General features: G+C 70.2%; 21 protein-coding genes. 8 read left to right on the forward strand and 13 right to left on the reverse strand.

What is annotated here, in order from left to right; genetic code table 11:
• A complete protein-coding gene (locus tag AB5J49_RS30205) occupies nt 1-1,035 on the forward strand; it encodes a FecCD family ABC transporter permease (RefSeq protein ID WP_369172008.1) in 1,035 nt (344 codons plus the stop codon).
• Between the two features lie 48 nt (nt 1,036-1,083).
• On the opposite strand, the gene AB5J49_RS30210 is transcribed toward AB5J49_RS30205, so the two are convergent.
• Nucleotides 1,084-2,124 carry an NAD(P)-dependent alcohol dehydrogenase gene (locus AB5J49_RS30210; RefSeq protein ID WP_369172010.1) on the reverse strand — a complete coding sequence of 347 codons (1,041 nt, stop codon included), beginning with the start codon at nt 2,122-2,124 and terminating at the stop codon, nt 1,084-1,086.
• A gap of 184 nt (nt 2,125-2,308) precedes the next feature.
• On the opposite strand from AB5J49_RS30210, the gene AB5J49_RS30215 reads away from it, so the two are divergent.
• Complete coding sequence (locus tag AB5J49_RS30215) at nt 2,309-3,283, forward strand: helix-turn-helix domain-containing protein (protein WP_369172011.1); 975 nt, start codon at nt 2,309-2,311, stop codon at nt 3,281-3,283.
• A gap of 35 nt (nt 3,284-3,318) precedes the next feature.
• Here AB5J49_RS30215 and AB5J49_RS30220 read toward each other — a convergent pair whose 3' ends face one another.
• The 7 genes from AB5J49_RS30220 to AB5J49_RS30250 all read right to left on the reverse strand — a co-directional run bounded on the left by AB5J49_RS30220 (nt 3,319) and on the right by AB5J49_RS30250 (nt 11,570).
• Nucleotides 3,319-4,227, reverse strand: coding sequence for a DUF5829 family protein (locus AB5J49_RS30220; protein WP_369175314.1), 909 nt, complete (start codon nt 4,225-4,227; stop codon nt 3,319-3,321).
• A gap of 174 nt (nt 4,228-4,401) precedes the next feature.
• Nucleotides 4,402-4,875 carry an SRPBCC family protein gene (locus AB5J49_RS30225; RefSeq protein WP_369175315.1) on the reverse strand — a complete coding sequence of 158 codons (474 nt, stop codon included), beginning with the start codon at nt 4,873-4,875 and terminating at the stop codon, nt 4,402-4,404.
• A 79-nt stretch (nt 4,876-4,954) separates the two neighbouring features.
• Nucleotides 4,955-6,241, reverse strand: a complete 1,287-nt coding sequence (locus AB5J49_RS30230; RefSeq protein ID WP_369172012.1) for a phosphatase PAP2 family protein — start codon at nt 6,239-6,241, stop codon at nt 4,955-4,957.
• Between the two features lie 407 nt (nt 6,242-6,648).
• Nucleotides 6,649-7,314: a peptide-methionine (S)-S-oxide reductase MsrA gene (gene msrA / locus AB5J49_RS30235; protein ID WP_369175316.1), complete on the reverse strand. Its 666-nt coding sequence runs from the start codon at nt 7,312-7,314 to the stop codon at nt 6,649-6,651.
• 133 nt (nt 7,315-7,447) lie between these two features.
• Nucleotides 7,448-8,560 carry a hypothetical protein gene (locus AB5J49_RS30240; protein WP_369172013.1) on the reverse strand — a complete coding sequence of 371 codons (1,113 nt, stop codon included), beginning with the start codon at nt 8,558-8,560 and terminating at the stop codon, nt 7,448-7,450.
• A 118-nt stretch (nt 8,561-8,678) separates the two neighbouring features.
• Nucleotides 8,679-10,277 carry a M48 family metalloprotease gene (locus tag AB5J49_RS30245; RefSeq protein WP_369172014.1) on the reverse strand — a complete coding sequence of 533 codons (1,599 nt, stop codon included), beginning with the start codon at nt 10,275-10,277 and terminating at the stop codon, nt 8,679-8,681.
• 174 nt (nt 10,278-10,451) lie between these two features.
• Nucleotides 10,452-11,570 carry a hypothetical protein gene (locus AB5J49_RS30250; protein WP_369172016.1) on the reverse strand — a complete coding sequence of 373 codons (1,119 nt, stop codon included), beginning with the start codon at nt 11,568-11,570 and terminating at the stop codon, nt 10,452-10,454.
• A 291-nt stretch (nt 11,571-11,861) separates the two neighbouring features.
• Here AB5J49_RS30250 and AB5J49_RS30255 point away from each other — a divergent pair, with 291 nt between their 5' ends.
• Nucleotides 11,862-13,016 carry a cystathionine gamma-synthase gene (locus AB5J49_RS30255; RefSeq protein ID WP_369172017.1) on the forward strand — a complete coding sequence of 385 codons (1,155 nt, stop codon included), beginning with the start codon at nt 11,862-11,864 and terminating at the stop codon, nt 13,014-13,016.
• Between the two features lie 22 nt (nt 13,017-13,038).
• Here the strand turns inward: AB5J49_RS30255 and AB5J49_RS30260 are convergent, their stop codons facing one another.
• The 3 genes from AB5J49_RS30260 to AB5J49_RS30270 all read right to left on the reverse strand — a co-directional run bounded on the left by AB5J49_RS30260 (nt 13,039) and on the right by AB5J49_RS30270 (nt 14,742).
• A complete protein-coding gene (locus tag AB5J49_RS30260) occupies nt 13,039-13,287 on the reverse strand; it encodes a hypothetical protein (protein WP_369172019.1) in 249 nt (82 codons plus the stop codon).
• Complete coding sequence (locus AB5J49_RS30265) at nt 13,284-13,796, reverse strand: sigma factor-like helix-turn-helix DNA-binding protein (RefSeq protein ID WP_369172021.1); 513 nt, start codon at nt 13,794-13,796, stop codon at nt 13,284-13,286. Before AB5J49_RS30265 ends, AB5J49_RS30260 begins: the two co-directional genes overlap by 4 nt.
• A 439-nt stretch (nt 13,797-14,235) precedes the next feature.
• Nucleotides 14,236-14,742, reverse strand: a complete 507-nt coding sequence (locus AB5J49_RS30270; RefSeq protein WP_181449694.1) for a MarR family winged helix-turn-helix transcriptional regulator — start codon at nt 14,740-14,742, stop codon at nt 14,236-14,238.
• A gap of 163 nt (nt 14,743-14,905) precedes the next feature.
• Between AB5J49_RS30270 and ilvA the strand changes: the two genes are divergently transcribed.
• The 3 genes from ilvA (at nt 14,906) to AB5J49_RS30285 (ending at nt 18,293) form a co-directional block, all read left to right on the forward strand.
• Nucleotides 14,906-16,135, forward strand: coding sequence for a threonine ammonia-lyase (gene ilvA / locus AB5J49_RS30275; RefSeq protein WP_369172022.1), 1,230 nt, complete (start codon nt 14,906-14,908; stop codon nt 16,133-16,135).
• Nucleotides 16,136-16,318: 183 nt separating this feature from the next.
• Nucleotides 16,319-17,296 (forward strand): ATP-binding cassette domain-containing protein, encoded by a 978-nt coding sequence (locus tag AB5J49_RS30280; RefSeq protein WP_369172023.1) that lies wholly within the window; start codon nt 16,319-16,321, stop codon nt 17,294-17,296.
• Nucleotides 17,297-17,486: 190 nt separating this feature from the next.
• Nucleotides 17,487-18,293: an ABC transporter permease gene (locus tag AB5J49_RS30285; RefSeq protein ID WP_369172024.1), complete on the forward strand. Its 807-nt coding sequence runs from the start codon at nt 17,487-17,489 to the stop codon at nt 18,291-18,293.
• Between the two features lie 447 nt (nt 18,294-18,740).
• On the opposite strand, the gene greA is transcribed toward AB5J49_RS30285, so the two are convergent.
• Together greA and AB5J49_RS30295 are read right to left on the reverse strand one after the other, a co-directional pair.
• Entirely contained in the window at nt 18,741-19,241 is a 501-nt protein-coding gene (gene greA / locus AB5J49_RS30290; RefSeq protein ID WP_369172025.1) for a transcription elongation factor GreA, read from the reverse strand.
• A 223-nt stretch (nt 19,242-19,464) separates the two neighbouring features.
• Nucleotides 19,465-19,863, reverse strand: a complete 399-nt coding sequence (locus AB5J49_RS30295; RefSeq protein WP_369172026.1) for a DUF4307 domain-containing protein — start codon at nt 19,861-19,863, stop codon at nt 19,465-19,467.
• Nucleotides 19,864-20,030: 167 nt separating this feature from the next.
• Here AB5J49_RS30295 and mca point away from each other — a divergent pair, with 167 nt between their 5' ends.
• Together mca and AB5J49_RS30305 are read left to right on the forward strand one after the other, a co-directional pair.
• Nucleotides 20,031-20,891 carry a mycothiol conjugate amidase Mca gene (gene mca, locus AB5J49_RS30300; protein ID WP_369175317.1) on the forward strand — a complete coding sequence of 287 codons (861 nt, stop codon included), beginning with the start codon at nt 20,031-20,033 and terminating at the stop codon, nt 20,889-20,891.
• Nucleotides 20,884-21,147, forward strand: coding sequence for a hypothetical protein (locus AB5J49_RS30305; protein WP_369172027.1), 264 nt, complete (start codon nt 20,884-20,886; stop codon nt 21,145-21,147). Before mca ends, AB5J49_RS30305 begins: the two co-directional genes overlap by 8 nt.
• Nucleotides 21,148-21,288: the final 141 nt, after the last annotated feature.

Here is a 21,288-nt window from a genome sequence, read left to right on the forward strand (position 1 = left end):
GTGGCGCCCGGCCTCACGCTTCTCCGCCCTCACACCCGCATCTCCTTCCTCCTGCACCGCCGTTCCGCCGCCGTGGCCTTCGTCCTCCTGGGGCTCCTCGTCGTCGTCATGCTGGCCTCCGCCTGCGTCGGCCAGACGTACATCTCGCCCCCCGAGGTCTGGCGCACTTTGCGCACCGGCTCCGGCCCCTACGACCTCGTCGTCAACGAACTCCGCGTCCCCCGCATCGCGGTCGGCGCCCTCGTAGGTGCCGCGCTCGGGGCGGCCGGTGCTCTCGTGCAGACCGTCACGCGGAATCCGCTGGCCAGCCCGGACGTCATCGGGGTCGGGCACGGGGCCACCGCCGCGACCGTGCTCGCGCTGGCGACCGGGGTCGTGAGCTCGCCGGGTGCCCTGCCCGTCGTGTCAGTGCTCGGCGGACTCGCCGCGGCCGCCCTCGTCTACGTGCTGGCCTGGCGGCGCGGTATGCAGCCGAGCCGTTTCGTGCTCACCGGTGTCGGCATCGGTGTCGCCCTGTCCGCCGTGGTGCAGCTCTATCTCACCGACAGCGAGCTGGAGGCCGCCGAGCAGGTCAAGCTGTGGCTGACCGGGAGCCTCAACGGGCGGGGCTGGGCGCAGGCGGAGCCCCTCGCTGTCGTACTGGCCCTCTCGCTGCCCGCTCTGGTGTGGGCGAGCCGAGCGCTGCGGCCCCTCGGGCTCGATCCCGAGACCGCGGCCGGACTCGGCGTACGGGTCGACCGGACGCGGCTCGGGCTCACCGTCCTCGGCGTCGTCCTCGCCGCCACGGCGACCGGCGCGGCGGGGCCGATCGGGTTCGTGGCGCTGACCGCGCCGCAGCTCGCCCGGCGACTTACGCGTACGCCCCAACTGCCGCTCCTCAACGCCGCGTTGACGGGGGCGATCGTCCTGGTCGCCGCCGATCTCGCCGCCCGTACCCTGCTGCCCCCGCTGGAGATCCCGGTCGGCGCGCTCACCGCGCTCGTCGGCGGGCCGTATCTGCTGTGGCTGCTGGGACGTCGTACGGCGACACGCTGAGGGCCCCGGAGCAGTGCGGCTCCGGGGCCCTCGGTCTTCGGGCGCGTATCAGATCGTCGCCGTGTCGATCACGAACCGGTACCGGACATCGCTGTTGAGCACCCGCTCGTACGCCTCGTTGATCTCGTCGGCGCGGATCAGCTCGATCTCGGCGCCGAGGCCGTGCTCGGCGCAGAAGTCCAGCATCTCCTGGGTCTCGGCGATGCCGCCGATCATGGAGCCGGCGAGGGTCTTGTTGCCGCCGATGAGCGAGAACAGGTTCAGGGCGACGGGCTCCTCCGGGGCGCCCACGTTCACCAGGGCGCCGCCCGTCTTGAGCAGGCTGAGGTAGGCGCCGAAGTCCAGCGGCGCCGACACCGTGGAGACGATCAGGTCGAAGGAGCCCGCGAGCTCCTCGAACGTCTTCGGGTCACTGGTCGCGTAGTAGTGGTCGGCGCCCAGCTTCAGGCCGTCGTCCTTCTTGCGCAGCGACTGCGACAGGACGGTGACCTCCGCACCGAGCGCGTCCGCGATCTTGACGCCCATGTGGCCGAGACCGCCGAGGCCGATCACGGCGACCTTCTTGCCCGGGCCCGCGCCCCAGTGCTTGAGCGGCGAGTAGGTAGTGATGCCCGCGCACAGCAGCGGCGCGGCGACGTCCAGGGACAGGCCGTCGGGGATGCGGACGACGAAGTTCTCGTCGACGACGACCTTCTCCGAGTAGCCGCCGTAGGTGGGCTCGCCGTCCTTGCCGATGGCGTTGTACGTGCCGACCCCACCGCCGGTGCAGTGCTGCTCCAGGCCGGCCTTGCAGTTGTCGCACTCACGGCAGGAGTCGACCAGGCAGCCGACGCCCACCCGGTCGCCGACCTGGTACTTCGTGACGCCCGGGCCGACCTCGGAGACGATGCCCGCGATCTCGTGGCCGGGGACCATCGGGAAGATCGCTTCGCCCCAGCCCTCCCGGGCCTGGTGGATGTCGGAGTGGCAGATGCCCGCGAACTTGATGTCGATCAGCACGTCGTGCTCGCGGACGGCACGGCGCTCGATGGTGGTGCGCTCCAGCGGGGCCTTGGCGGCGGGGGCGGCGTACGCGGCGACAGTGGTCATGCCGGGGTTCTCCTAGAGAGGTTGCGTGCCCGGCTGCCTTCTGACTTGCTGCTTTCCGTCCGGGCACGTCATCCAGCGTGCTGGATGACGTCGGAACCACCCAGACCTCGGTTGTACGTACGTCCGCCGGTCCTACTACTGGCGGGGTCAGGCTCGTGTGCGTACGACCGGGAATACTTGAGGCATGGACGACAAGCCCGAAGCCAGGACGGGACCTGCTGCCGACACGGGCATCGACACCGCTGCCGGCCTGGACCGGCGCGCCGAGCTCAGCGAGTTTCTGCGCACCCGGCGTGCCCGGCTGAAGCCGGAGGACGTCGGGCTGCCGGACTTCGGGCGGCACCGCAGGGTGCCGGGGCTGCGGCGCGAGGAGCTGGCACAGCTCGCCGGGGTGTCCGTGGCGTACTACACGCGCCTTGAGCAGGGCAACGGACGCAACGTCTCGGCGGAGGTCCTCGACGCGATCGCGCGGGCGCTGCGGCTGAGCGACGCCGAGCACGCGCACCTCACGCACCTCGCGAAGCCCAAGCAGCACAAGAAGAAGCAGGTCGCGCGGACGGAGCAGGTGCGGCCGGCGCTGCGGCAGCTGCTGGACTCGATCGAAGGCGTGCCCGCGTACATCTCCGGCCGGCGCTCGGACATCCTCGCCTGGAACCGGATGGCGGCGGCGGTCTTCGGCGACTGGTCGGAGCTGCCGCCGCAGGAGCGGAACTGGGCGCGGCTGGTGTTCCTGCGGCCCGAGTACCGCGACCTGTTCGTGGAGTGGGACCAGAAGGCGTACGACATGGTCAGCTACCTCCGCATGGACGCGGGCTGCCACTCGGACGATCCGCTCCTGTCCGCCCTGGTCGGCGAACTCTCCGTCAAGAGCGAGGAGTTCCGCCGGCTGTGGGCCACCCATGACGTCAAGGAGAAGAGCTACGGCGTCAAGCACCTGCGGCATCCGCTGGTGGGCGGGCTGACCTTGAACTTCGAGTCGTTCCGCCTGCCCGACGGCACCGAGCAGAGCCTGATCACGTACCACGCGGAGCCGGGGTCGCCGTCGGCGGAGGCGTTGCGGTTGCTGGCGAGCTGGGGCACCGACGCGACGAAGGCGGGGGCGACGGGTCCGACGGGCAGGACGGGTTCGGGCCCTGGGACATCGGCGCCGTCCGTGTGAGAGGCGCCCGGGGCTCGCCCCGGGCGCCCGCCCCGTCAGGTGCCGAACCTCCACACGGCACGAGCGCCGGGCCCGACCGTGAGGGTCGACCGGCCGATCCGTTCCTCGTGCCGGTAAGACACCGCCTCGTTGAGCGAGAACTCGACCTGCCGCAGGCCCGCCTGGTCGCGCGCGACCACGTCGAAGCGGATCGTCGTCCCGCCTCCCCGCGCCACGACCCCGCCGCCCGGCACATCCCGGACGTGGAACCCGCCGGCCCGCAGCAGCGGCACCGTGTCGGCCAGGTCGCCTTCGGTCACCGCGAGGCGCACGGAGGTCACGTCACGCATCAGGTGATCGCGGTAGCCGTCGGACAGGTAGCGCTCCCGGCCCACGTCGCCGGGATGACCGGCCGGCTCGGTGTTGCTCCGCGGATCGGCGAAGTACTCCGGGCGGTACTCCATCCCCCAGGCACCGAAGGCGTCGTACTGATCGGAGGTGAAAACGGCGTCGAACCACGGCACCGGCACACCGTCACCGAAGTCACGTGTCTGCCGGAACTCGATCGGCTCGGCGACCCCCTGCTCCCGCAGGCGCGTGATCACCGCACCCAGATCACCGGCCTGCTCGGTCGAGACGCCCATCCCGGCTGAGCCGAGCGTGCCGTCCTGGCCGGGCACATCACCCACCCCGAACAGTTCGAGATACGTCTCCCGGCCCATCAGGTAGCGGCCGGTCCAGGTCTGTCCGCCCGACCCGGTCGTGGTGCGGACCTGGAAGTTCGCGAACTCACGGAGATACGGGGAGTGTTCGATGGCGTCGGCGGTCTCCCGGTCGAGCACTCCGTAGGCGTGGTTGTAGAAGAGCAGCTGTCGATCGGACTGCGCCGGGCCCTCCTCGGCCAGCGCCTTCCCCGTACCGGTCCCGACCGCGCCGGTCAGGACTACGACGAGGGCCAAGAACATCTGTAACGCTCGGCGAAGCGGCATGGGGAGGAGCGTAGGCCTGCGGGTGCCTGAATCGCAGATGTTTTCGAACATCGGGTGCTTCGGGGCAGGTGAGGTGAGGTGAGGTGAGGTGGGGTGAGGTGAGGGGGGTTGGGCGGGCGAGGAGGGTGAGAAGGGCTAGGCAGGCGAGGTTCAGCGGCTGCGACCCTCGACCGCCGAAGCGATGTCGTCCAGGTCCTTCGCGACCGCCTTGCTCACCGCCCGTGCGCCCACGCCGCCCAGGATCCTCGCGAGCAGGCGCGTGGCGCCGCCGGAGGCCACGGCCGTGAACGTCATGCGGACCGTCGTCGCCGACGGGCCGTCCGGCCGCAGCAGCCATTCCGAGACGTAGTGCGTGCCGTGAGACTCGGCCTCCACCACAAAGCATTCGGGCGGTTCGCTGGCGGTCACCCACATCTCCTCGGTGGCTTCCCTGCCGAACATGCGCCGGGTCTCCCGCCACCGCGTACCGACGCCGAAGGCCCCCTCCGTGATGACTTCGACGTGCGTGACACCGCTGAGGACGTGCTCCATTCCCCTCAGGTCGGTCAGCGACTCCCAGACAGGGCCCTGGCCTGCGGCGATGCGCCGCTCCACGACGACGCTTCGGCTGCTCGTGCCACCCATCACGCCCATGACACCCATGAAAGCAGCAGGGTCCGTCAGCCGCGCGACGACCGAGCGCCGCGGGCGGAGGGCGCGCGAGTCAAACCAGTTCGGGTTGCGGTTCCGGCCGTGGCGCTGGTGCGGTCTTCGGCTCCCACGTTGTGGTGGTCCGCACATAGCCGTAGATCACGGAAATCATCGCCAGAATGAGAAGTGGTCCGAACACCCACGGATGTGCGGCCATTTCCACCGGCAGATAGCGGTACGACAGCAAGAGCGCGGCGAAGACCGTCGCGCTGTAAGCGACCAGCCGGATTCCGGGCCGATCCCAGCCGCGTGCCTGCGAGCGCAGAGCCGCCTCGACCGTGAGCACGAACACCACGCCGGCAATGAGATCCACGCCGTAGTGGTAGCCGAATCCCAGCGTCGCGCCGAGCGTGGCGATCAGCCAGAACACGCCGGCGAAGCGCAGAATTCGCGGCCCCTTGCGGGAATGAATGAAGATCGTGGTGGCCCATGCGGTGTGCAGGCTGGGCATGCAATTGCGCGGGGTGAGCCGGTCGTACGGCATCGCGTGCGGGGTGTCGAGCGGTGGCGGCACGTCCGGCCACAGGTTGGCCAACGCCCAGTGTCCACCGCCGGTGCCGAAGGCGCCGGTGCCGTAGGCGAAGATCGGTCCGACCACAGGGAAGATCATGTAGATGCCCGGCCCGAGGAGGCCGATCACCAGGAAGGTGCGCACCAGATGGTGGCTCGGGAAGCGGCGTTCGACCGCCACGTTGCGCAGCTGGTACAGCGCGATGACGACCGCGGCCACCGCGAGCTGAACGTAGACGAAGTCGAGAACATGGGCGCCGACCGGACCGGTGGCCCTGACCATCCGGCCGACCAGCCACGACGGGTTGCCCAGCGCGTGATCGGCGGTTGCCACATACGGGTCGAGCACCGCAGGGCGGGTCTTCGCCGTGATGAGCAGCCAGGTGTCGCCGGTCTTGCGGCCGGCCACCAGCAGCAGGCCCAGCCCGACGCCCTTCAGTAGCAGGGCGCGTTCCCGGCCGGTGCGGCGTGTGAAGGCGATGACCGCACAGCCCAGCATCACCCACAGCGCGCCGTTGCCGAAGGGGTGGCCGTCGGTCGTCTTGACGTCGAACACCCACCGCACCAGCACCAGGACGACGTCGATGCCGATCGCGGCACCGATCGCGATGAGCCGCTGCCGCCGGGTGAGCACCACCATCATCAACGCCATACTGGCGTACAACAGAAATCCCGATTTAGGGGCAAATATCACCTCTCGCGCCTGGCTGGTGATCGGCCCCGGCAGGCCGTACCGGCGCGCGGCGATCTCCAGCGCGATGAGGAATCCGAGCGTCACCACGCCTGCCATGGCCCACAGGGCATGTCTGCGTCTTGTTCGGGAAAATGCCCGCGATGATATAGGTATCAATTGTGGTGTTTTGGTTGATTTGAGATCTATCGGCGGAATAGATTGCTTATTGTGTCGAATGGCATTGTTTTCCGTCCCGGAAAGGGCGGCGGGGTCGATCGTTCTTGAGTTCGAGCATGTTATCCGAGGAAAAATCCCGTGCCGATACCTTGGCCGGGATTCAGACTGCGGCAATGAAGGGAGACGGCATTCCCCGCGTGGCCGTTCCGATCTCGGTGCGCCGTGCGCAGCTCAATGCCGTTGCCGCAGGTCCGGACGCAGCGAAACGGGCCCTCGGTGAGCTGACCGAGGGCCCGTTCCTCTGTGTTCATGTCGGGGCGGAGGGAGCCGGTCGAGGCCGCGTCGGATCAGCCCTCGGCCTTGGCCACGCCGATCGGGCAGGACACCCCGGTCCCGCCGATCCCGCAGTACCCGGCCGGGTTCTTGTCCAGGTACTGCTGGTGATACCCCTCCGCCGGGTAGAACGCCCGGCCCTCCGCCGGAAGGACCTCCGTCGTGATCGTGCCGTGGCCGGAGCCCGTAAGGACCTGCTGGTACGACGCGCGGGAGGCCTCGGCCGTCTTGGCCTGGTCCGGGGTGTGGGTGTAGATCGCGGAGCGGTACTGGGTGCCGACGTCGTTGCCCTGGCGGAAGCCCTGGGTGGGGTCGTGGGACTCCCAGAAGGTCTTCAGCAGGCGCTCGTACGAGATCACGCTCGGGTCGAAGACCACGCGGACGGCCTCCGTGTGGCCGGTCAGGCCCGAGCAGACCTCCTCGTAGGTGGGGTTCTCGGTGTGGCCGCCCTGGTAGCCGACCAGGGTCGTCCACACGCCCGCCGGAAGCTGCCAGAACTTGCGCTCGGCGCCCCAGAAGCAGCCCAGACCGAAGTCGGCGACCTCGAGACCCTCGGGGTAGGGGCCGAGGAGCGGGTTGCCGAGGACCGTGTGGCGGTCGGGGACCGTGAAGGCCGGCTCGGCGCGGCCCTGCAGCGCCTGCTCGGGGGTGGGCAGGACGGGCGTACGGCCGAAGAGCATGAGGGTTCCTTCCTCGCGGGACACACGGGACTCACGGTGCCTCTCGGCCCCGCGGGCCGGGGCCACGGCTGCGGTACGTCGGCAGGGGTACCTCCCCACCGGGCGGTCCCCCCTTCAACGTACGGCCAGGTCCTCAGATTCCGCCCCGCGCCCGCACGACCTGCGCCGCGCTGAAGTCCCGTTGCCGCACATATGCCTTGATCATCCTGTTCCGGCCGCCCTCGTACCACCACGGCAGGGCGTCGATGTATCCGTCGACCAGCCGGAACTGCTCCACCGCGGCCTCGTACCGGTCCTGCCAGAACAGCAGGCTCGCCAGCAGGTGGCGAACCTGCGGGAGCCGCCAGTCGTCAGGGTTCGCGGCGCTCGCGGCCGCCACGTCGACCAGGGCGGCGTCGACCGCCGCGACGACCACCGGGCGCCGGTAGAACTCGTCCCGCTCCAGGTCGTCGTGCGCCCCCTCGTACTCGACGTACGCCTCCAGCGGCAGCACGCTCAGCAACTGCCCCGGCGCCCCCTTCCCGGCCGCGGTCCGGGCGAAGCTCTCCGCCAGCTCGTGCGAGCCATGCCACTTCGCGCACCAGTACTGCAGGGCGGCGGAGTGCGCGGCCAGGTGGTGCGGGTCGCGCCTGACGATCTCGGCCCAGAGCTCCTCGAACTTCTGGTGCGGCCGGCCGAGGCCCTTGGCCAGCGGGATCTCCACGATGAACGGGCACGGATCGTCGTCGCCCGCGAGCGCCTGGGCCTGCGCGCATGCCTCCCGGGCCTGGCCCAGGACGCGGTGGAAGCCCGCGGCCTGTTCCTGGGTCGTGTACTTGGCGTACGCCGCGCCCCGTATCTCCCAGGCGAGATAGATCAGGTACTGGGCGAACACGAGAGCCGCGTCGGGGTCCTCCGGCCGCTCCGCCTTCCAGGCCAGCAGCCAGGCGTCGTCCTTGACGGCCTCCCGCGCCAGCGCACCGGAACGCCGGTCCCGCTCCTGCCAGTCCCGCCCGGCCTCGGCCAGGAACTCCGCTCCGGCCTTCCAGTCCCCGGCCCGCACGGCTTCCTTCGCGGCCGTGATCCGCGGGTCGGGAGCGTAGCCGTGGTCGGTGTCCAGCCGCTCGGCGGGCAGGAAGCCCAGCTGGGCGGAGGCCTTCGCCATGCCGCGATGGTGCGCGGTCCCCTTCGGGGCCGTCTGCCGGCGCTTGCGGTGCCAGGAATAGATCATGAGAAGGAGGATGATCAGCGGGATGAGGCGAGCCATGGGCGTCTGACGTCCTTGAGCAGTGAGAGGCAGCAGGGGAGCGGGGGAGAGGCGGAGAGGGGGAGAGGGGGGAGAGGGGAGCGGGGAAGGGGGGCCAGGGCCTGCGCCGGATGTCTGGTCAGTCCGTCTGGGACAGCAGGCGGCGCAGTCCCTTCGTGTCCGGTACGTCCGCCACCGCCGCGTCCAGCGCCTGCTTCAGCTCCTCCTCGTAGCCGTCCGGCAGCCGCAGCCGCGCCGCGTCCTTCCAGGACAGCTCCCAGTGGGCCCGGCCGAGGCGGGCGAGCTCGGCGACGACCATGCGCGAGAGCCGGGCGCGCACCTGGGGGCGTACGAACTCGCGGGTGGCGCGGCCCGTGGCGGCCTGCGCCTCCTTCGACTTGGGGAGCCGGTCGGCCATCTCCCACAGCCGGCCCGCGTCGACGGCGTCCAGGAAGGCGGCCAGGGAGCCGTCGCCGCCGTGGACCTCGGTGCCGGCGGCGCGCAACGGCTCGGCGTCCTGGTCGGCGTGCCAGAGCATCGACTCGTTCACCAGCTGCGGCCAGTCGGCGGCGCGGCGCAGCCGCTGGGCCTCGGGCGTGAGCGCGGAGTGCTCCAGCTCGGCGAAGGAACGGGCCGGGTCGGTGAGCAGGGCGAGTGCGGGGCGGGCGCCGGTCAGGGCGTTGTCGTCGTGGGGGAGTTGCTCGATGCGGGCGATGCGTTCGTCGATGGGCGGGTGGGAGTCGTACGGGGACTGCTCCTCCTCGGGCAGTGCCCGCCGCATCTCGTCCAGCTCGTCGGCGCGCCCGGCCAGCAGATGGCGCAGCCCGCCGAAGACCTCACCGGGCGGCGGCAGCAGTCCGGCCGCGGTGCCGAGGGTCGCGTACGACTGCATGTAGAAGCCGTGGGCCGCGTCCAGGACGGGTATCTCGCGCAGCGCGGACGCGGTGGCGTCGCGACCGGCGATACGCGCGGCGGCCAGGTCCGCGGCGAGCTCCTGCCGCCGGCCCACACCCTGGGAGGCGCGCAGGTAGAAGGTGCCGTACCAGAGGAAGGGCTTGGCGGCGAGGCGGTAACTCAGGCCCGCCGCCCCGGCGTCGACCTCGCTCGCCTTCTTGCCCTTGGCGAGCCGCTCGGCGTGCTTCTTCCCCTGCTTGGCCTCCTCCTTGGCGACCTTCCTGCGGGAGCGTTCGTGCAGGCCGGCGACGGTGCGCATCACCTGCAGGCGGCCGCGCAGGGTGATCGCGGCGAGGCGGGTGTCGTGGTTCGTGTAGTGCCCGAACTCGTGGGCCAGGACGGCCTGCAGCTGCGGTTCGCTCAGCCCCGTCATCAGCGGCAGCCCGATGTACATGCGGCGCCGGCCGGGCTTGAGTCCGAGGAACGTCGCGTCCTCGGCCACGGCCGCGTTGACGTCCGGAGTCAGCAGGATCTCGTCGGGCGCGCGGGTTCCCGTCTGCTCGGCCAGGGCCCGTACGGCGGCCCAGAGCGCGGGCTCCTGCTGCTCGGTCACGGGCAGGCCGGGCAGCGGTTCGTCCTTGGGCGTGCGCAGCGCGAACATGCCCTGCACGAGAGGGATCGCCAGCAGCGCGCTGACGATCCACACCTTGGCGGTGACGCTGCCGACCCCGCCCTCCGCGACGGCCCAGTCGACGGCGACGAGCGCGCCGAGCATGACGAAGCCGAGCAGATAGAACCCGGCGAGCAGGACAAGAGCACGCACCGCGCGCAGAGTTGCCCCCATGATGGGCTAACCCCCCACAAGAAATGGACATGACGAAGTTGTGGGGGGAAGCGGAGTATGCCCTACCGCAGGTCAGCGCGCCAATGCCGGGACCGCGACGGAAAACGCCGGGGCGGCGCAGGGCAGGTGAGGCTGCTCAGCACCGGTGAGGCCGTCCAGTACCGGTGAGGCCGCTCAGTGCGGCAACGTCGCCGGGCTGCCGCCGTTCGCCTCGTAGCCCGCCACCGCAAGCGCGCGGTACACCGCGAACTCGGCGGCGGGGTCGGGGGAAAGGGTCCAGGGGAGGGCGCCGACGTGCCCGTCGACCGCTATCAGCTGGTCCATGGCCTCCGCCCAGCGTTCGCCACGGACCAGGAAGAAGATCAGCAGATGGCGTACGTGCGCCAGCATCGGGTCGTCGGGGCGGGCCGCGTGCACCGCGTGGAGCGCGCCGTGGATCGCCTTCGTCACGACCTCGCTCTGGTAGAAGCCGCTGACCAGGTTCACCTCGGGCAGATGCTCGAAGACCGCGAAGAGCGGCATCGCGGCGAGGAGGGAGCCGTGCGGGGCGCGGGCCGCGGCCGCCTCCGCGAAGTCGTACGCCAGCTTGCGCGAGCCGTGCCACTTCTCGCACCAGTAGTGCAGGGCCGCCAGGTGCGCGCCCATGTGGGCCGGGGCGCGGTCCAGGATCTTCAGCCAGAGCTGCTCGAACTCCGGCTGGGCATAGGCGAGTCCGCGCGCGACCGACAGCTCGATGATGTAGGGGATCGGGTCACCGGGGGCGAGCAGCGCCGCGTCGCCGCAGGCCGACTTCGCCTCCTCCATGATGATCCGGAACTCGTCCGTGCCCGGCGTCGCCGTGCGCCACGCCTGCTGCACCAGGAACTCCGCGTGGACGGCCGCCCCGCCCGCGTCCTTGGGCTGCTCGGCCCGCCACACCCGCAGCCACTGCCCGCCCGGAGACTCACTGACCCCGCCCGGCCGCTGCTGGAGCTCCAGCGACGCGGCGCCGGCGAAGGCCTGCACCCGCTGCCAGCGCACCTCGCCCTCGGCCTCCGTGCCGGCCAGCAGCTGCGAGGCCGCGCGGTAGTCCTGGGTGCGCTGCACCACGTCCAGGACGTCCAGCAGGTCCTGGTCGGGGCCGGGCATGCGGACGTCCAGCTCCTCCTGCCGTACGAAGCCGTAGTTCGCCGGGTCCGCGGCGTCCGGGTGGCCCGGCGGGACCTGCTCGATCATGCCCCGCCTACGCCTCATGAACGGCACCAGCACGAAGCCGATCATGACGAGCGCGATCAGGACCCAGAGAATCTCCATGCCTCCAGCGTTCCAGACGCCGCTGACAATTGGCCAACGGGTGCCTCCTGGCTCCGGCGGTCGGGCTGGGGTGCGTGTGGCGGCCTGCGGGGCTGGGTGGGGTGCGCGTAGTGCCTTGGGGTGCGTGGTGGGTCGGGGCCGTGCGCGGGTGCGGCGCCCCGGGGGGTGCGCGCTGTGCGGCTCCGCCGTAGGGGACGGGGTGGCTCGGAATGTCGACTTCCGGCTCTGGACATCCGGTGGGAAACCCCGCTGTCCGGCAGCACCCTCGTTCGCGCATTACGCTCGGTGCCCATGAGTGACAGGCACATCAGTCAGCACTTCGAGACCCTGGCGATCCACGCGGGCAACACCGCCGATCCCCTGACCGGCGCCGTCGTCCCGCCGATCTACCAGGTCTCGACCTACAAGCAGGACGGCGTGGGCGGCCTGCGTGGCGGCTACGAGTACAGCCGTAGCGCCAACCCGACCAGGACCGCCCTGGAGGAGAACCTCGCCGCCCTGGAGGGCGGCCGCCGGGGTCTCGCGTTCGCGTCCGGACTGGCGGCCGAGGACTGCCTGTTGCGTACGCTGCTCAGCCCCGGCGACCACGTGGTCATCCCCAATGACGCGTACGGCGGCACGTTCCGCCTCTTCGCGAAGGTCGTCGCCCGGTGGGGCGTGGAGTGGTCGGTCGCCGACACCAGCGATCCGTCCGCCGTACGGGCCGCCATCACCCCGAAGACCAAGGTCGTCTGGGTGGAGACCCCGTCCAACCCGCTGCTCGGCATCACCGACATCGCCGCCGTCGCCCAGATCGCCAGGGACGCGGGCGCGAAGCTCGTCGTCGACAACACGTTCGCCACGCCGTACCTCCAGCAGCCGCTGGCCCTCGGCGCCGACGTCGTGGTGCACTCCCTGACCAAGTACATGGGCGGCCACTCGGACGTCGTCGGCGGCGCGCTGATCGTCAGCGACTCGGACCTGGGCGACGAACTGGCCTTCCACCAGAACGCGATGGGCGCGGTCGCCGGGCCTTTCGACTCCTGGCTGGTGCTGCGCGGCACCAAGACGCTGTCGGTGCGCATGGACCGGCACAGCGAGAACGCCACGCGGATCGCCGACATGCTCACCCGGCACGCGCGCGTGACGCGCGTTCTGTACCCGGGCCTGCCCGAGCACCCCGGTCACGAGGTCGCCGCGAAGCAGATGCGGGCGTTCGGCGGCATGGTCTCCTTCCAGGTCACCGGCGGCGAGGAGGCGGCCGTCGAGGTCTGCAACCGCGCCAAGGTGTTCACGCTCGGCGAGTCCCTGGGCGGTGTGGAGTCCCTCATCGAGCACCCCGGCCGCATGACCCACGCCTCCGCGGCCGGCTCGGCCCTGGAGGTCCCCGCCGACCTCGTCCGCCTCTCCGTGGGCATCGAGAACGTCGACGACCTCCTGGAGGACCTCCAGCAGGCGCTCGGCTAGTCCAGGGGCCCGCAGGAAGGGTTCACCAGCCCGTCAGGGGTGGGGTCGTCTCCGACGGCGGCTCCACCCACGGCTGGACCAGCAGCGCCCACACCACGAACGCCACCGTCGCGGCGAACAGCAGCAGCCACATCAGGCGTACGGCGGCCGTCCTGCGGCGCAGCATCCGGCCACCGCGCCGCACGACCTCCGCGTACAGCTCCGGTGGCACCGGTGGCGGCGTGCGCTCCATGATCCGCCGCGCGGCCGCCTCACGTTGGATGCGATTCACGGCGACGCCACCTTCGCCTCGAGCACGTTCGGTGCGGGCCCCCGCGGCGGATGCAGCAGGGTTGCCGTCGCCCGGTCGCAGATCGCGTGGACACGCTCGCCGGGCAGGCCGAGCAGGGCCGCCGCCTGTTCCTCGGCGACGCCTTCGTGCAACCGCAGGACCAGGATCAGGCGTTCCTGCGGGGAGAGCCGGGCCAGCGGGCTGTCAGGGTGCGGGCGGGACCGGCCGAGGGCGCCCAGGCCGCCGTACTGGTGCCAGGCGGCTCGGGAGAAGCGGGTGGCCAGGTACTGGCGGGCGCGGTCGTAAGGATCCTCGCCGCGCAGCCGGTCCCAGCACGCGTACGTGTGCGCGAGGGACAGCATCAGCAGGCGCCGCGCGCGCGGGTTGTCGTCCGGGGGCTCCGCGGTGAGCAGCGTGGCGGCATGCAGCAGTCGCCCTGCCGCGCCCGCGACGAACGCCTCGAACTCCCGGGCCCGGCGGGCGTCCTGGGCCGCGCGCCGTCGTCCCACCGCCCCTCCTGCCTGAGCGCCCTGAGGAACCGGGCCCCGGCCACACCCGTGACGCGTCGCTCGCGTAGGAGAAGGGGCCCCGGTTTCATATGAGGCCAGCGGCGGCCCGGGGTCAAGAGCCGGGAGCCGAACACACGAGCACGCGCGTGTGCCGGTGCGATTCCGTGAGCCGGTGGGCATGGGCGGGCGTCTCGGCTGCCTGCCGTGAGCACGCCCCGTGGAGGCGCCTGAGCGCGTGAGTCGGCGGCCATCCGGAGGTGTCTTCGGCCCGTCACGCGTCCACGCGCGCGTGGACCGGACACGACGAAGGCCGTCGCCCAGGGACGAGACGGCCATGACCGTCTCTGAAGAAGGAACGCGGTCGGCGTACCGCCCCTGCCGAACCCCCGCTCCTTACCACCGCGGTCCCTACCACCGCGGTCCCTACCACCGCGGTCCCTCAGGACGCCGTGGGCGACTCCGCGCCGGCGATCCCCTGCGCCGCCATCCGCGAGGACAACGCGGTGTTGAAGCGAGTGAGGAGCGTGCAGAACGCCTCGCGCTCCTCCGGGGCCCAGTCGTGCGTCAGCTCGGCCATCAACTGACGCCGCGACGAGCGCACTTCCTCCAGCCGCGACTGCCCGCGCGGGGACAGCTGGAGCACCACTGCCCGCCCGTCCTCGGGGTGCGAGGTGCGCTTGACGAGCCCCGTGTCGACGAGCGGCGCCACCTGCCGGGTGACCGTCGACGAGTCGATCCCCATGCTCGCGGCGAGCGCCTTGACGCCCATGGGACCTTCCTTGTCGAGGCGGTTGAGCAGCAGGTATGCGGCGCGGTCCATGGAGTTGCGCACCTGCCCGACCCCACCGAGCCGGGTCTGTTCGGCACGACGGGCGAACACCGCCACCTCGTGCTGCAGCGTGTCGAGGAGACCGCTGTCAGCGACGGTCGTCATGTCCATCGACATTTCAGGTGTTGTGGGCATGGCCGGGGGCTCACTTCATGAAGGGGGTGCTGGGTTGGGGGACAGGGTACGCGGCCCGGACGCGGGGTGTACCGGCGCTGCGCAAACACATCTCGGTGCTTGGTCACACCAGGGCCTCGCGCCTGTGAACTGCGAGACTTGAGTCATGAGCTACCGCACGGCTGACTCCTTGCCTCCCGTCACGCTCGACGACGTACGCGGCGCCCAGAAGATGCTGACGGGCGTGGCGCGGGTGACGGCGATGGAGGGCAGCAGGCACCTGACCCAGCTGGTGGGCGCCCCGGTGCACTTCAAGTGCGAGAACCTCCAGCGGACGGGATCGTTCAAGCTGCGCGGCGCCTACGTCCGGATCGCCGGGCTGCTCCCGGAGGAGCGGGCGGCGGGGGTCGTGGCCGCCAGCGCCGGCAACCACGCGCAGGGCGTCGCCCTGGCGTCTTCGCTGCTCGGCGTGCGCTCCACGGTGTTCATGCCGAAGGGCGCCCCGCTGCCGAAGATCAGCGCCACCCGGGACTACGGCGCCGAGGTGCGCCTGCACGGCCAGGTGGTCGACGAGACACTGGCCGCCGCGCAGGAGTACGCGGCCGGGACGGGCGCGGTGTTCATCCACCCCTTCGACCACTGCGACATCATCGCGGGCCAGGGCACGGTCGGCCTGGAGATCCTCGAACAGTGCCCGGAGGTGCGGACGATCGTCGTCGGCATCGGCGGCGGAGGGCTCGCGGCGGGCATCGCGACGGCGGTGAAGGCGTTGCGGCCCGACGTGCGGATCGTGGGCGTGCAGGCGGCGGGCGCGGCGGCGTACCCGCCCTCGCTGGCGGCCGGGCACCCGGTCGCGGTCGACAACCCGGCGACGATGGCCGACGGCATCAAGGTCGGACGGCCCGGTGACGTGCCGTTCCGGATCATCGGCGACCTGGTGGACGAGATCCGTACGGTCACCGAGGACGAGCTGGCCACCGCCCTGCTGCTGTGCCTGGAGCGGGCCAAGCTGGTCGTCGAACCGGCCGGGGCGAGCCCCGTCGCGGCGCTGCTGAGCGACCCCGGCGCCTTCGAGGGCCCGGTCGTCGCGGTGCTGTCCGGAGGCAACGTCGACCCGTTGCTGCTCCAGCGCGTCCTGCGGCACGGCATGGCCGCGCAGGGCCGCTACCTGGCCGTACGGCTGCGGCTGACGGACCGGCCGGGCGCGCTCGCCACGCTTCTCGGGGTGTTGTCAGTGGTGGACGCTAACGTCCTCGATGTGAGCCACGTACGGACCGACCCACGGCTCGGGCTCACGGAGGCGGAGGTCGAGCTGCACCTGGAGACCAAGGGCACCGTGCACTGCGTCGAGGTCGGCCAGGCCCTGCGCGAGGCGGGCTACACGGTCATCGGCTGAGACGCGATCGAGCGAAAGCCCAGGTCGGAGGCTCTTTGTCACTCGTTCGGGTAATTCTATTGAGAGACGCGATACATCGCGTTATGGTGTGTCTCATATTCCCGCCGCAGCGCTGAGTAATGGCGCGGATGAAAAGTGCAAACCTAGGCTTTCCGAAGTTTCCCCGAAGACGTGGAGATTCATATGCCAGGCGCCATCTATGCCGAAGGCCTGGTGAAGACCTTCGGTGACGTAAAGGCTCTGGACGGCGTCGACCTCGATGTCCCCGAGGGCACGGTCCTCGGTCTGCTCGGGCCGAACGGAGCGGGCAAGACGACGACGGTCCGCTGCCTGACCACCCTGTTGCGCCCCGACAGCGGCTCGGCGGTCGTCGCGGGCATCGACGTCCTCAAGCATCCCGACGCCGTGCGCCGCTCCATCGGCCTGTCCGGCCAGTTCGCGGCGGTCGACGAGTACCTCACCGGCCGCGAGAACCTGCAGATGGTGGGCCAGCTCTACCAGATGAAGGCGAAGGCGGCGAAGGCCCGCGCGGTCGAACTGCTGGATCAGTTCGACCTCGCCGACGCCGCCGACCGCCCCACGAAGACCTACTCCGGAGGCATGCGCCGCCGCCTCGACCTCGCGGCCGCCCTGGTCGTCTCACCGCCCGTGATGTTCATGGACGAGCCGACGACCGGCCTCGACCCGCGCAACCGTCAGCTGCTGTGGGAGGTCATAAAGCGGCTGGTCTCGGGCGGTACGACACTGCTGCTGACCACCCAGTACCTCGAAGAGGCAGACCACCTCGCGCACGAGATCGCCGTGGTCGACCACGGCCATGTCATCGCCACGGGCACCTCCGACCAGCTCAAGGCCCGCACCGGCGGCGAGCGCGTCGAGGTCGTGGTGCACGAGCGCGAGGACATCCGGGCCGCCTCCGAGGTACTGCGCGGCTTCGGCAAGGGCGACACCACGGTCGAGGACCACATGCGCAAGCTCACCGTGCCCGTGACCGGAGGCGCCAAGCTGCTCGCCGAGGTCATCCGCGAGCTCGACACCCGCGGCATCGAGATCGACGACATCGGGCTGCGCCGCCCGACCCTCGACGACGTGTTCCTGTCCCTGACGGGTCACGTGGCCGAGGCGAAGGACGAGGAGAACGGCAAGGAGGCCGTCAAGTGAGTGCTCTCGACACCGTGCGGGCCGCGCCGGCCACGAACCCGGTCGGCCGGTCGATCCGGGACTCGATGGTCGTGGCGAAGCGCAACCTGATCCGGATGTCCCGGATCCCGAATCCTGTTCATGGAGCTTCGATTCCATTCAGCTCGCCGCGAGCCCATGGCCGGCGAGTGAGGGGCGGGGGGCAGCCGAAGTGAGTGCCGTGAACGATTCCCTGGTCATCGCCCGACGCAACTTGATTCGGATGACCCGGATTCCCGAGATGATCCTTTTTGGGGTCATCCAGCCAGTGATGTTCGTGGTCCTCTTCACGTACGTCTTCGGCGGCTCGATGAAGATCGGCAACACCACGGACCCGGAGGTCTACAAGAACTTCCTGATGGCGGGCATCTTCGCCCAGACCGTCACCTTCGCCACCGCAGGGGCGGGAGCTGGTATCGCGGACGACATGCACAAGGGGCTCATCGATCGCTTCCGCTCACTGCCCATGGCGCGCGGCGCTGTGCTCACCGGTCGCACCGTGGCTGACCTGGTGCAGACGGCCGTCACGTTGCTCGTCCTCGCGATCGTCGCCTTGATCGTTGGCTGGCGGCCTGGCTCTGCGGAGCCGACCAACTTCGGGAAGATCCTGGGCGCCTTCGGCCTGCTGCTCCTGCTCGGGTACGCGTTCACCTGGATCGGCGCCCTGATCGGCCTGAGCGTCCGTACCCCGGAGGCGGCCACCTCCGGCGGACTGATCTGGCTCTTCCCGGTGACGTTCATTTCGATCGCCTTCGTGGATTCCAGCCAGATGACCCCCTGGCTTCGGCACGTAGCGGACTGGAACCCCTTCAGCGCCACCGTTCAGGCGTGCCGCCAGCTTTTTGGTGACCCCGGCCTGTCCCAGTCCAGCGCCTGGCCCATGCAGCACCCGGTGTGGGCGTCTTTGATCTACTCGATTGTGATCGTCGCGATCTTCCGAACTCTTGCAGTCCGTAAGTACCGCCGGGCAGACGGTTGATTGCTCCGCCTTTTCGGAGCCTGTTCGCCAAGCTGGCTAGGTTGCAGTGGGCGCTTGCGGCGCCCTGACCAGGAACGACACGTACGAAGACGCCCCCGAATCACGGGAGGCGTCTTTGTGCTGGTGGGCGGCTCAGATGGTGCGCCCTGCCCGCATGGCCGGCTTGGTGAGCCGCTGATTGCTTCGCCTGTGCATACCGCCCGTACAGGCGGACACTGGCGGAGGAACGAGGAGCCCGGTACTTGCAGCTCAACCGTCTCGGGCCGGCTGAGACTCGCTGATCTACTTGGCCCTGATCATCGTCGTGTTCCGCACCCTGCCAGTACGGAAGCTCCGCTCGGCAACGGCGTGAAGGAACCCCCGGTACGACGAAACCCCCGGCGCCATGTGGGCGCCGGGGGCTCGTCAGGGATATGCAGGGCGGGGTCGACCGCCGCACGGTCCGGGTCAGCCGCTGTAGGGCTCGGCCTTCAGGATCGTCACCGAGGCCTTCTTGCCGTTCGGCAGCTCGTACTCCGCCTCGTCGCCGACCTTGTTGCCGATCACGCCGGAACCCAGCGGGGACTGCGGGGAGTACGTCTCGACGTCGGCGCTGGCGTACTCGCGCGAGGCGAGCAGGAAGGTGAGCGTGTCGTCCTCGTCACCGTCGAAGGCGATCGTCACGACCATGCCGGGCGCCACCGCGCCGTCCGCCGAGGCCGGCGCTTCGCCGACCTTGGCGTTCTCCAGGAGCTGGGTCAGCTGGCGCACACGGAGCTCCTGCTTGCCCTGCTCCTCCTTGGCCGCGTGGTACCCGCCGTTCTCGCGCAGGTCGCCCTCCTCGCGCGCGGCCGCGATCTTGGCGGCGATCTCCGTGCGCGCAGGACCAGACAGGTACTCCAGCTCGGCCTTGAGCTGGTTGTACGCCTCCTGGGTCAGCCAGGTGACGTTCTCGCTGGTCTGGGTCACAGGTGCTCCTCGTAGGTACTGGGAATACAAAGCATCGCCCTACCCAGAAGAATGTTCCTTCACGGATGGGCGAAACCACGAGCCTAACAATTCAACGCCCGAAGGGGGAGGACATAAGCCATCAGAATCACGTCAACGCAGGTCAGCGCCTATGGATTCCGGGCGAAGGCGGTCAGTGTCGACCAGGGTCGGTCGGTTCCGGTCAGCGGTGGGGCCGACGGGGTCAGTCGGCGTGGCAGCCGAGCAGCTCGGCCGTCGTTCCCTGGGACGTCGTACGGAGCGTGACGACCTTGTCGATCCGGGTGGCGTCGCCGTCGAAGCGGAAGTCGGCCCGGCCGACCTCGGCGCCGCTCTCCGCCTGGGAGCGCAGCGTGCAGTAGCCGGAGGCACCGGCGTCCTTGCGGACCTCCAGGTGGACCTTCACCGCGTCCTTGCCGGCGTCGAACTCGATCACCTCGGCGCTGATCTTGTTCTGGCCGACGTAGTGGTAGCCGAGGTAACCGACGAGCGTCAGCAGTGCCACCCCGAGGGCGGTGCCGACGACCTTGAGCGTGCGGTCGGAGCGCGCGTCCGAGGAGCGGCCGTAGCGGCCCTCGGGCAGCCGCGTGCTCGCCGTACTCATGATCGTCCTCTCGGCAGGGGCGGGACGGATCTCCCAAAAGGGGTCTGCGGGCCGTACCCCGGAATTATCCGCCCCCCGATTCGGTCACTATAGAAGCCGCCGATCGCACCGGTTCACACCGGGCGCCGACTTATGAGGATTGAGTCTTGACTGACCAGTTGCGACTGATGGCCGTGCACGCCCACCCCGACGACGAGTCGAGCAAGGGCGCGGCCACCATGGCGAAGTACGTGTCCGAGGGGGTGGACGTGCTGGTCGTGACCTGCACGGGTGGGGAGCGCGGGTCCATCCTCAATCCCAAGCTGCAGGGCGACAAGTACATCGAGGAGCACATCCACGAGGTACGCAAGAAGGAGATGGACGAGGCCCGCGAGATCCTCGGCGTCGGCCAGGAATGGCTCGGCTTCGTCGACTCGGGTCTGCCCGAGGGCGACCCGCTGCCGCCGCTCCCGGAGGGCTGCTTCGCCCTGGAGGACGTCGACAAGGCGGCGGGCGAGCTGGTGAAGCAGATCCGTTCCTTCCGTCCCCAGGTGATCACCACCTACGACGAGAACGGCGGCTACCCGCACCCCGACCACATCATGACCCACAAGATCTCGATGGTGGCGTTCGAGGGCGCGGCGGACACCGAGAAGTACCCGGAGGCGGAGTACGGCCCCGCGTACCAGCCGCAGAAGCTCTACTACAACCAGGGCTTCAACCGTCCCCGCACGGAGGCGCTGCACCAGGCCATGCTCGACCGCGGCCTGGAGTCCCCCTACGGCGACTGGCTCAAGCGCTGGGACGAGTTCGGCATGAAGCAGCGCACGCTCACCACGCACGTCCCGTGCGGCGACTTCTACGAGATCCGCGACAAGGCCCTGATCGCGCACGCCACCCAGATCGACCCCGACGGCGGCTGGTTCCGCGTCCCGCTCGAGGTCCAGAGGGAGGTCTGGCCGACGGAGGAGTACGAGCTGGCGAAGTCCCTCGTCGATACAGCCCTCCCCGAGGACGACCTCTTTGCGGGCATCCGCGACAATGCCTGACATGAGCGCAAGCGCAAGCCTGGCAATGACACAGCTCGCCACCCTCGCCAAGGAGGTGGACGAGGACAAGGTCACCCCCGGCGTCCTCGGCTTCATCGTCTTCGCGGTGATGGCCTTGGCGGTGTGGGGACTGATGAAGTCCATGAACCGCCATATGAGCAGGGTCGACTTCAAAGAGGCCCCGGACCCGAAGGCGGGCGCCGGGGACGCCCAGGACGCCACGGCCTCCGGCACGGCGAAGCCGCGGCAGGGCTGACCGGGCGGGTGGGCGCCGGCGTCGGCCGCCGCGCCCACCGCATGTCCCGGCATCCCCGATATCCCGGCATCCCCGGCATCCCATCGCCGCGCGTCGCCTCGCGCGGGAACCGGCATCCGTAGGGCTGCTGTCCGACCAGCC

This window comes from Streptomyces sp. R28 (assembly GCF_041052385.1).
Taxonomy (GTDB): Bacteria; Actinomycetota; Actinomycetes; order Streptomycetales; family Streptomycetaceae; genus Streptomyces.

Bases quoted from the DNA above. Each gene is read 5' to 3' on its own strand.
- AB5J49_RS30220 (WP_369175314.1), bottom strand. From the start codon at position 4,227: ATGTTCTTGGCCCTCGTCGTAGTCCTGACCGGCGCGGTCGGGACCGGT.
- AB5J49_RS30255 (WP_369172017.1), top strand. From the start codon at position 11,862: ATGAGTGACAGGCACATCAGTCAGCACTTCGAGACCCTGGCGATCCAC.
- AB5J49_RS30230 (WP_369172012.1), bottom strand. From the start codon at position 6,241: ATGGCAGGCGTGGTGACGCTCGGATTCCTCATCGCGCTGGAGATCGCC.
- AB5J49_RS30245 (WP_369172014.1), bottom strand. From the start codon at position 10,277: ATGGGGGCAACTCTGCGCGCGGTGCGTGCTCTTGTCCTGCTCGCCGGG.
- AB5J49_RS30240 (WP_369172013.1), bottom strand. From the start codon at position 8,560: ATGGCTCGCCTCATCCCGCTGATCATCCTCCTTCTCATGATCTATTCC.
- AB5J49_RS30215 (WP_369172011.1), top strand. From the start codon at position 2,309: ATGGACGACAAGCCCGAAGCCAGGACGGGACCTGCTGCCGACACGGGC.
- AB5J49_RS30210 (WP_369172010.1), bottom strand. From the start codon at position 2,124: ATGACCACTGTCGCCGCGTACGCCGCCCCCGCCGCCAAGGCCCCGCTG.
- AB5J49_RS30225 (WP_369175315.1), bottom strand. From the start codon at position 4,875: ATGGGTGGCACGAGCAGCCGAAGCGTCGTCGTGGAGCGGCGCATCGCC.
- AB5J49_RS30270 (WP_181449694.1), bottom strand. From the start codon at position 14,742: ATGTCGATGGACATGACGACCGTCGCTGACAGCGGTCTCCTCGACACG.
- ilvA (WP_369172022.1), top strand. From the start codon at position 14,906: ATGAGCTACCGCACGGCTGACTCCTTGCCTCCCGTCACGCTCGACGAC.
- AB5J49_RS30250 (WP_369172016.1), bottom strand. From the start codon at position 11,570: ATGGAGATTCTCTGGGTCCTGATCGCGCTCGTCATGATCGGCTTCGTG.
- AB5J49_RS30295 (WP_369172026.1), bottom strand. From the start codon at position 19,863: ATGAGTACGGCGAGCACGCGGCTGCCCGAGGGCCGCTACGGCCGCTCC.
- AB5J49_RS30305 (WP_369172027.1), top strand. From the start codon at position 20,884: ATGCCTGACATGAGCGCAAGCGCAAGCCTGGCAATGACACAGCTCGCC.
- mca (WP_369175317.1), top strand. From the start codon at position 20,031: ATGGCCGTGCACGCCCACCCCGACGACGAGTCGAGCAAGGGCGCGGCC.
- AB5J49_RS30280 (WP_369172023.1), top strand. From the start codon at position 16,319: ATGCCAGGCGCCATCTATGCCGAAGGCCTGGTGAAGACCTTCGGTGAC.
- msrA (WP_369175316.1), bottom strand. From the start codon at position 7,314: ATGCTCTTCGGCCGTACGCCCGTCCTGCCCACCCCCGAGCAGGCGCTG.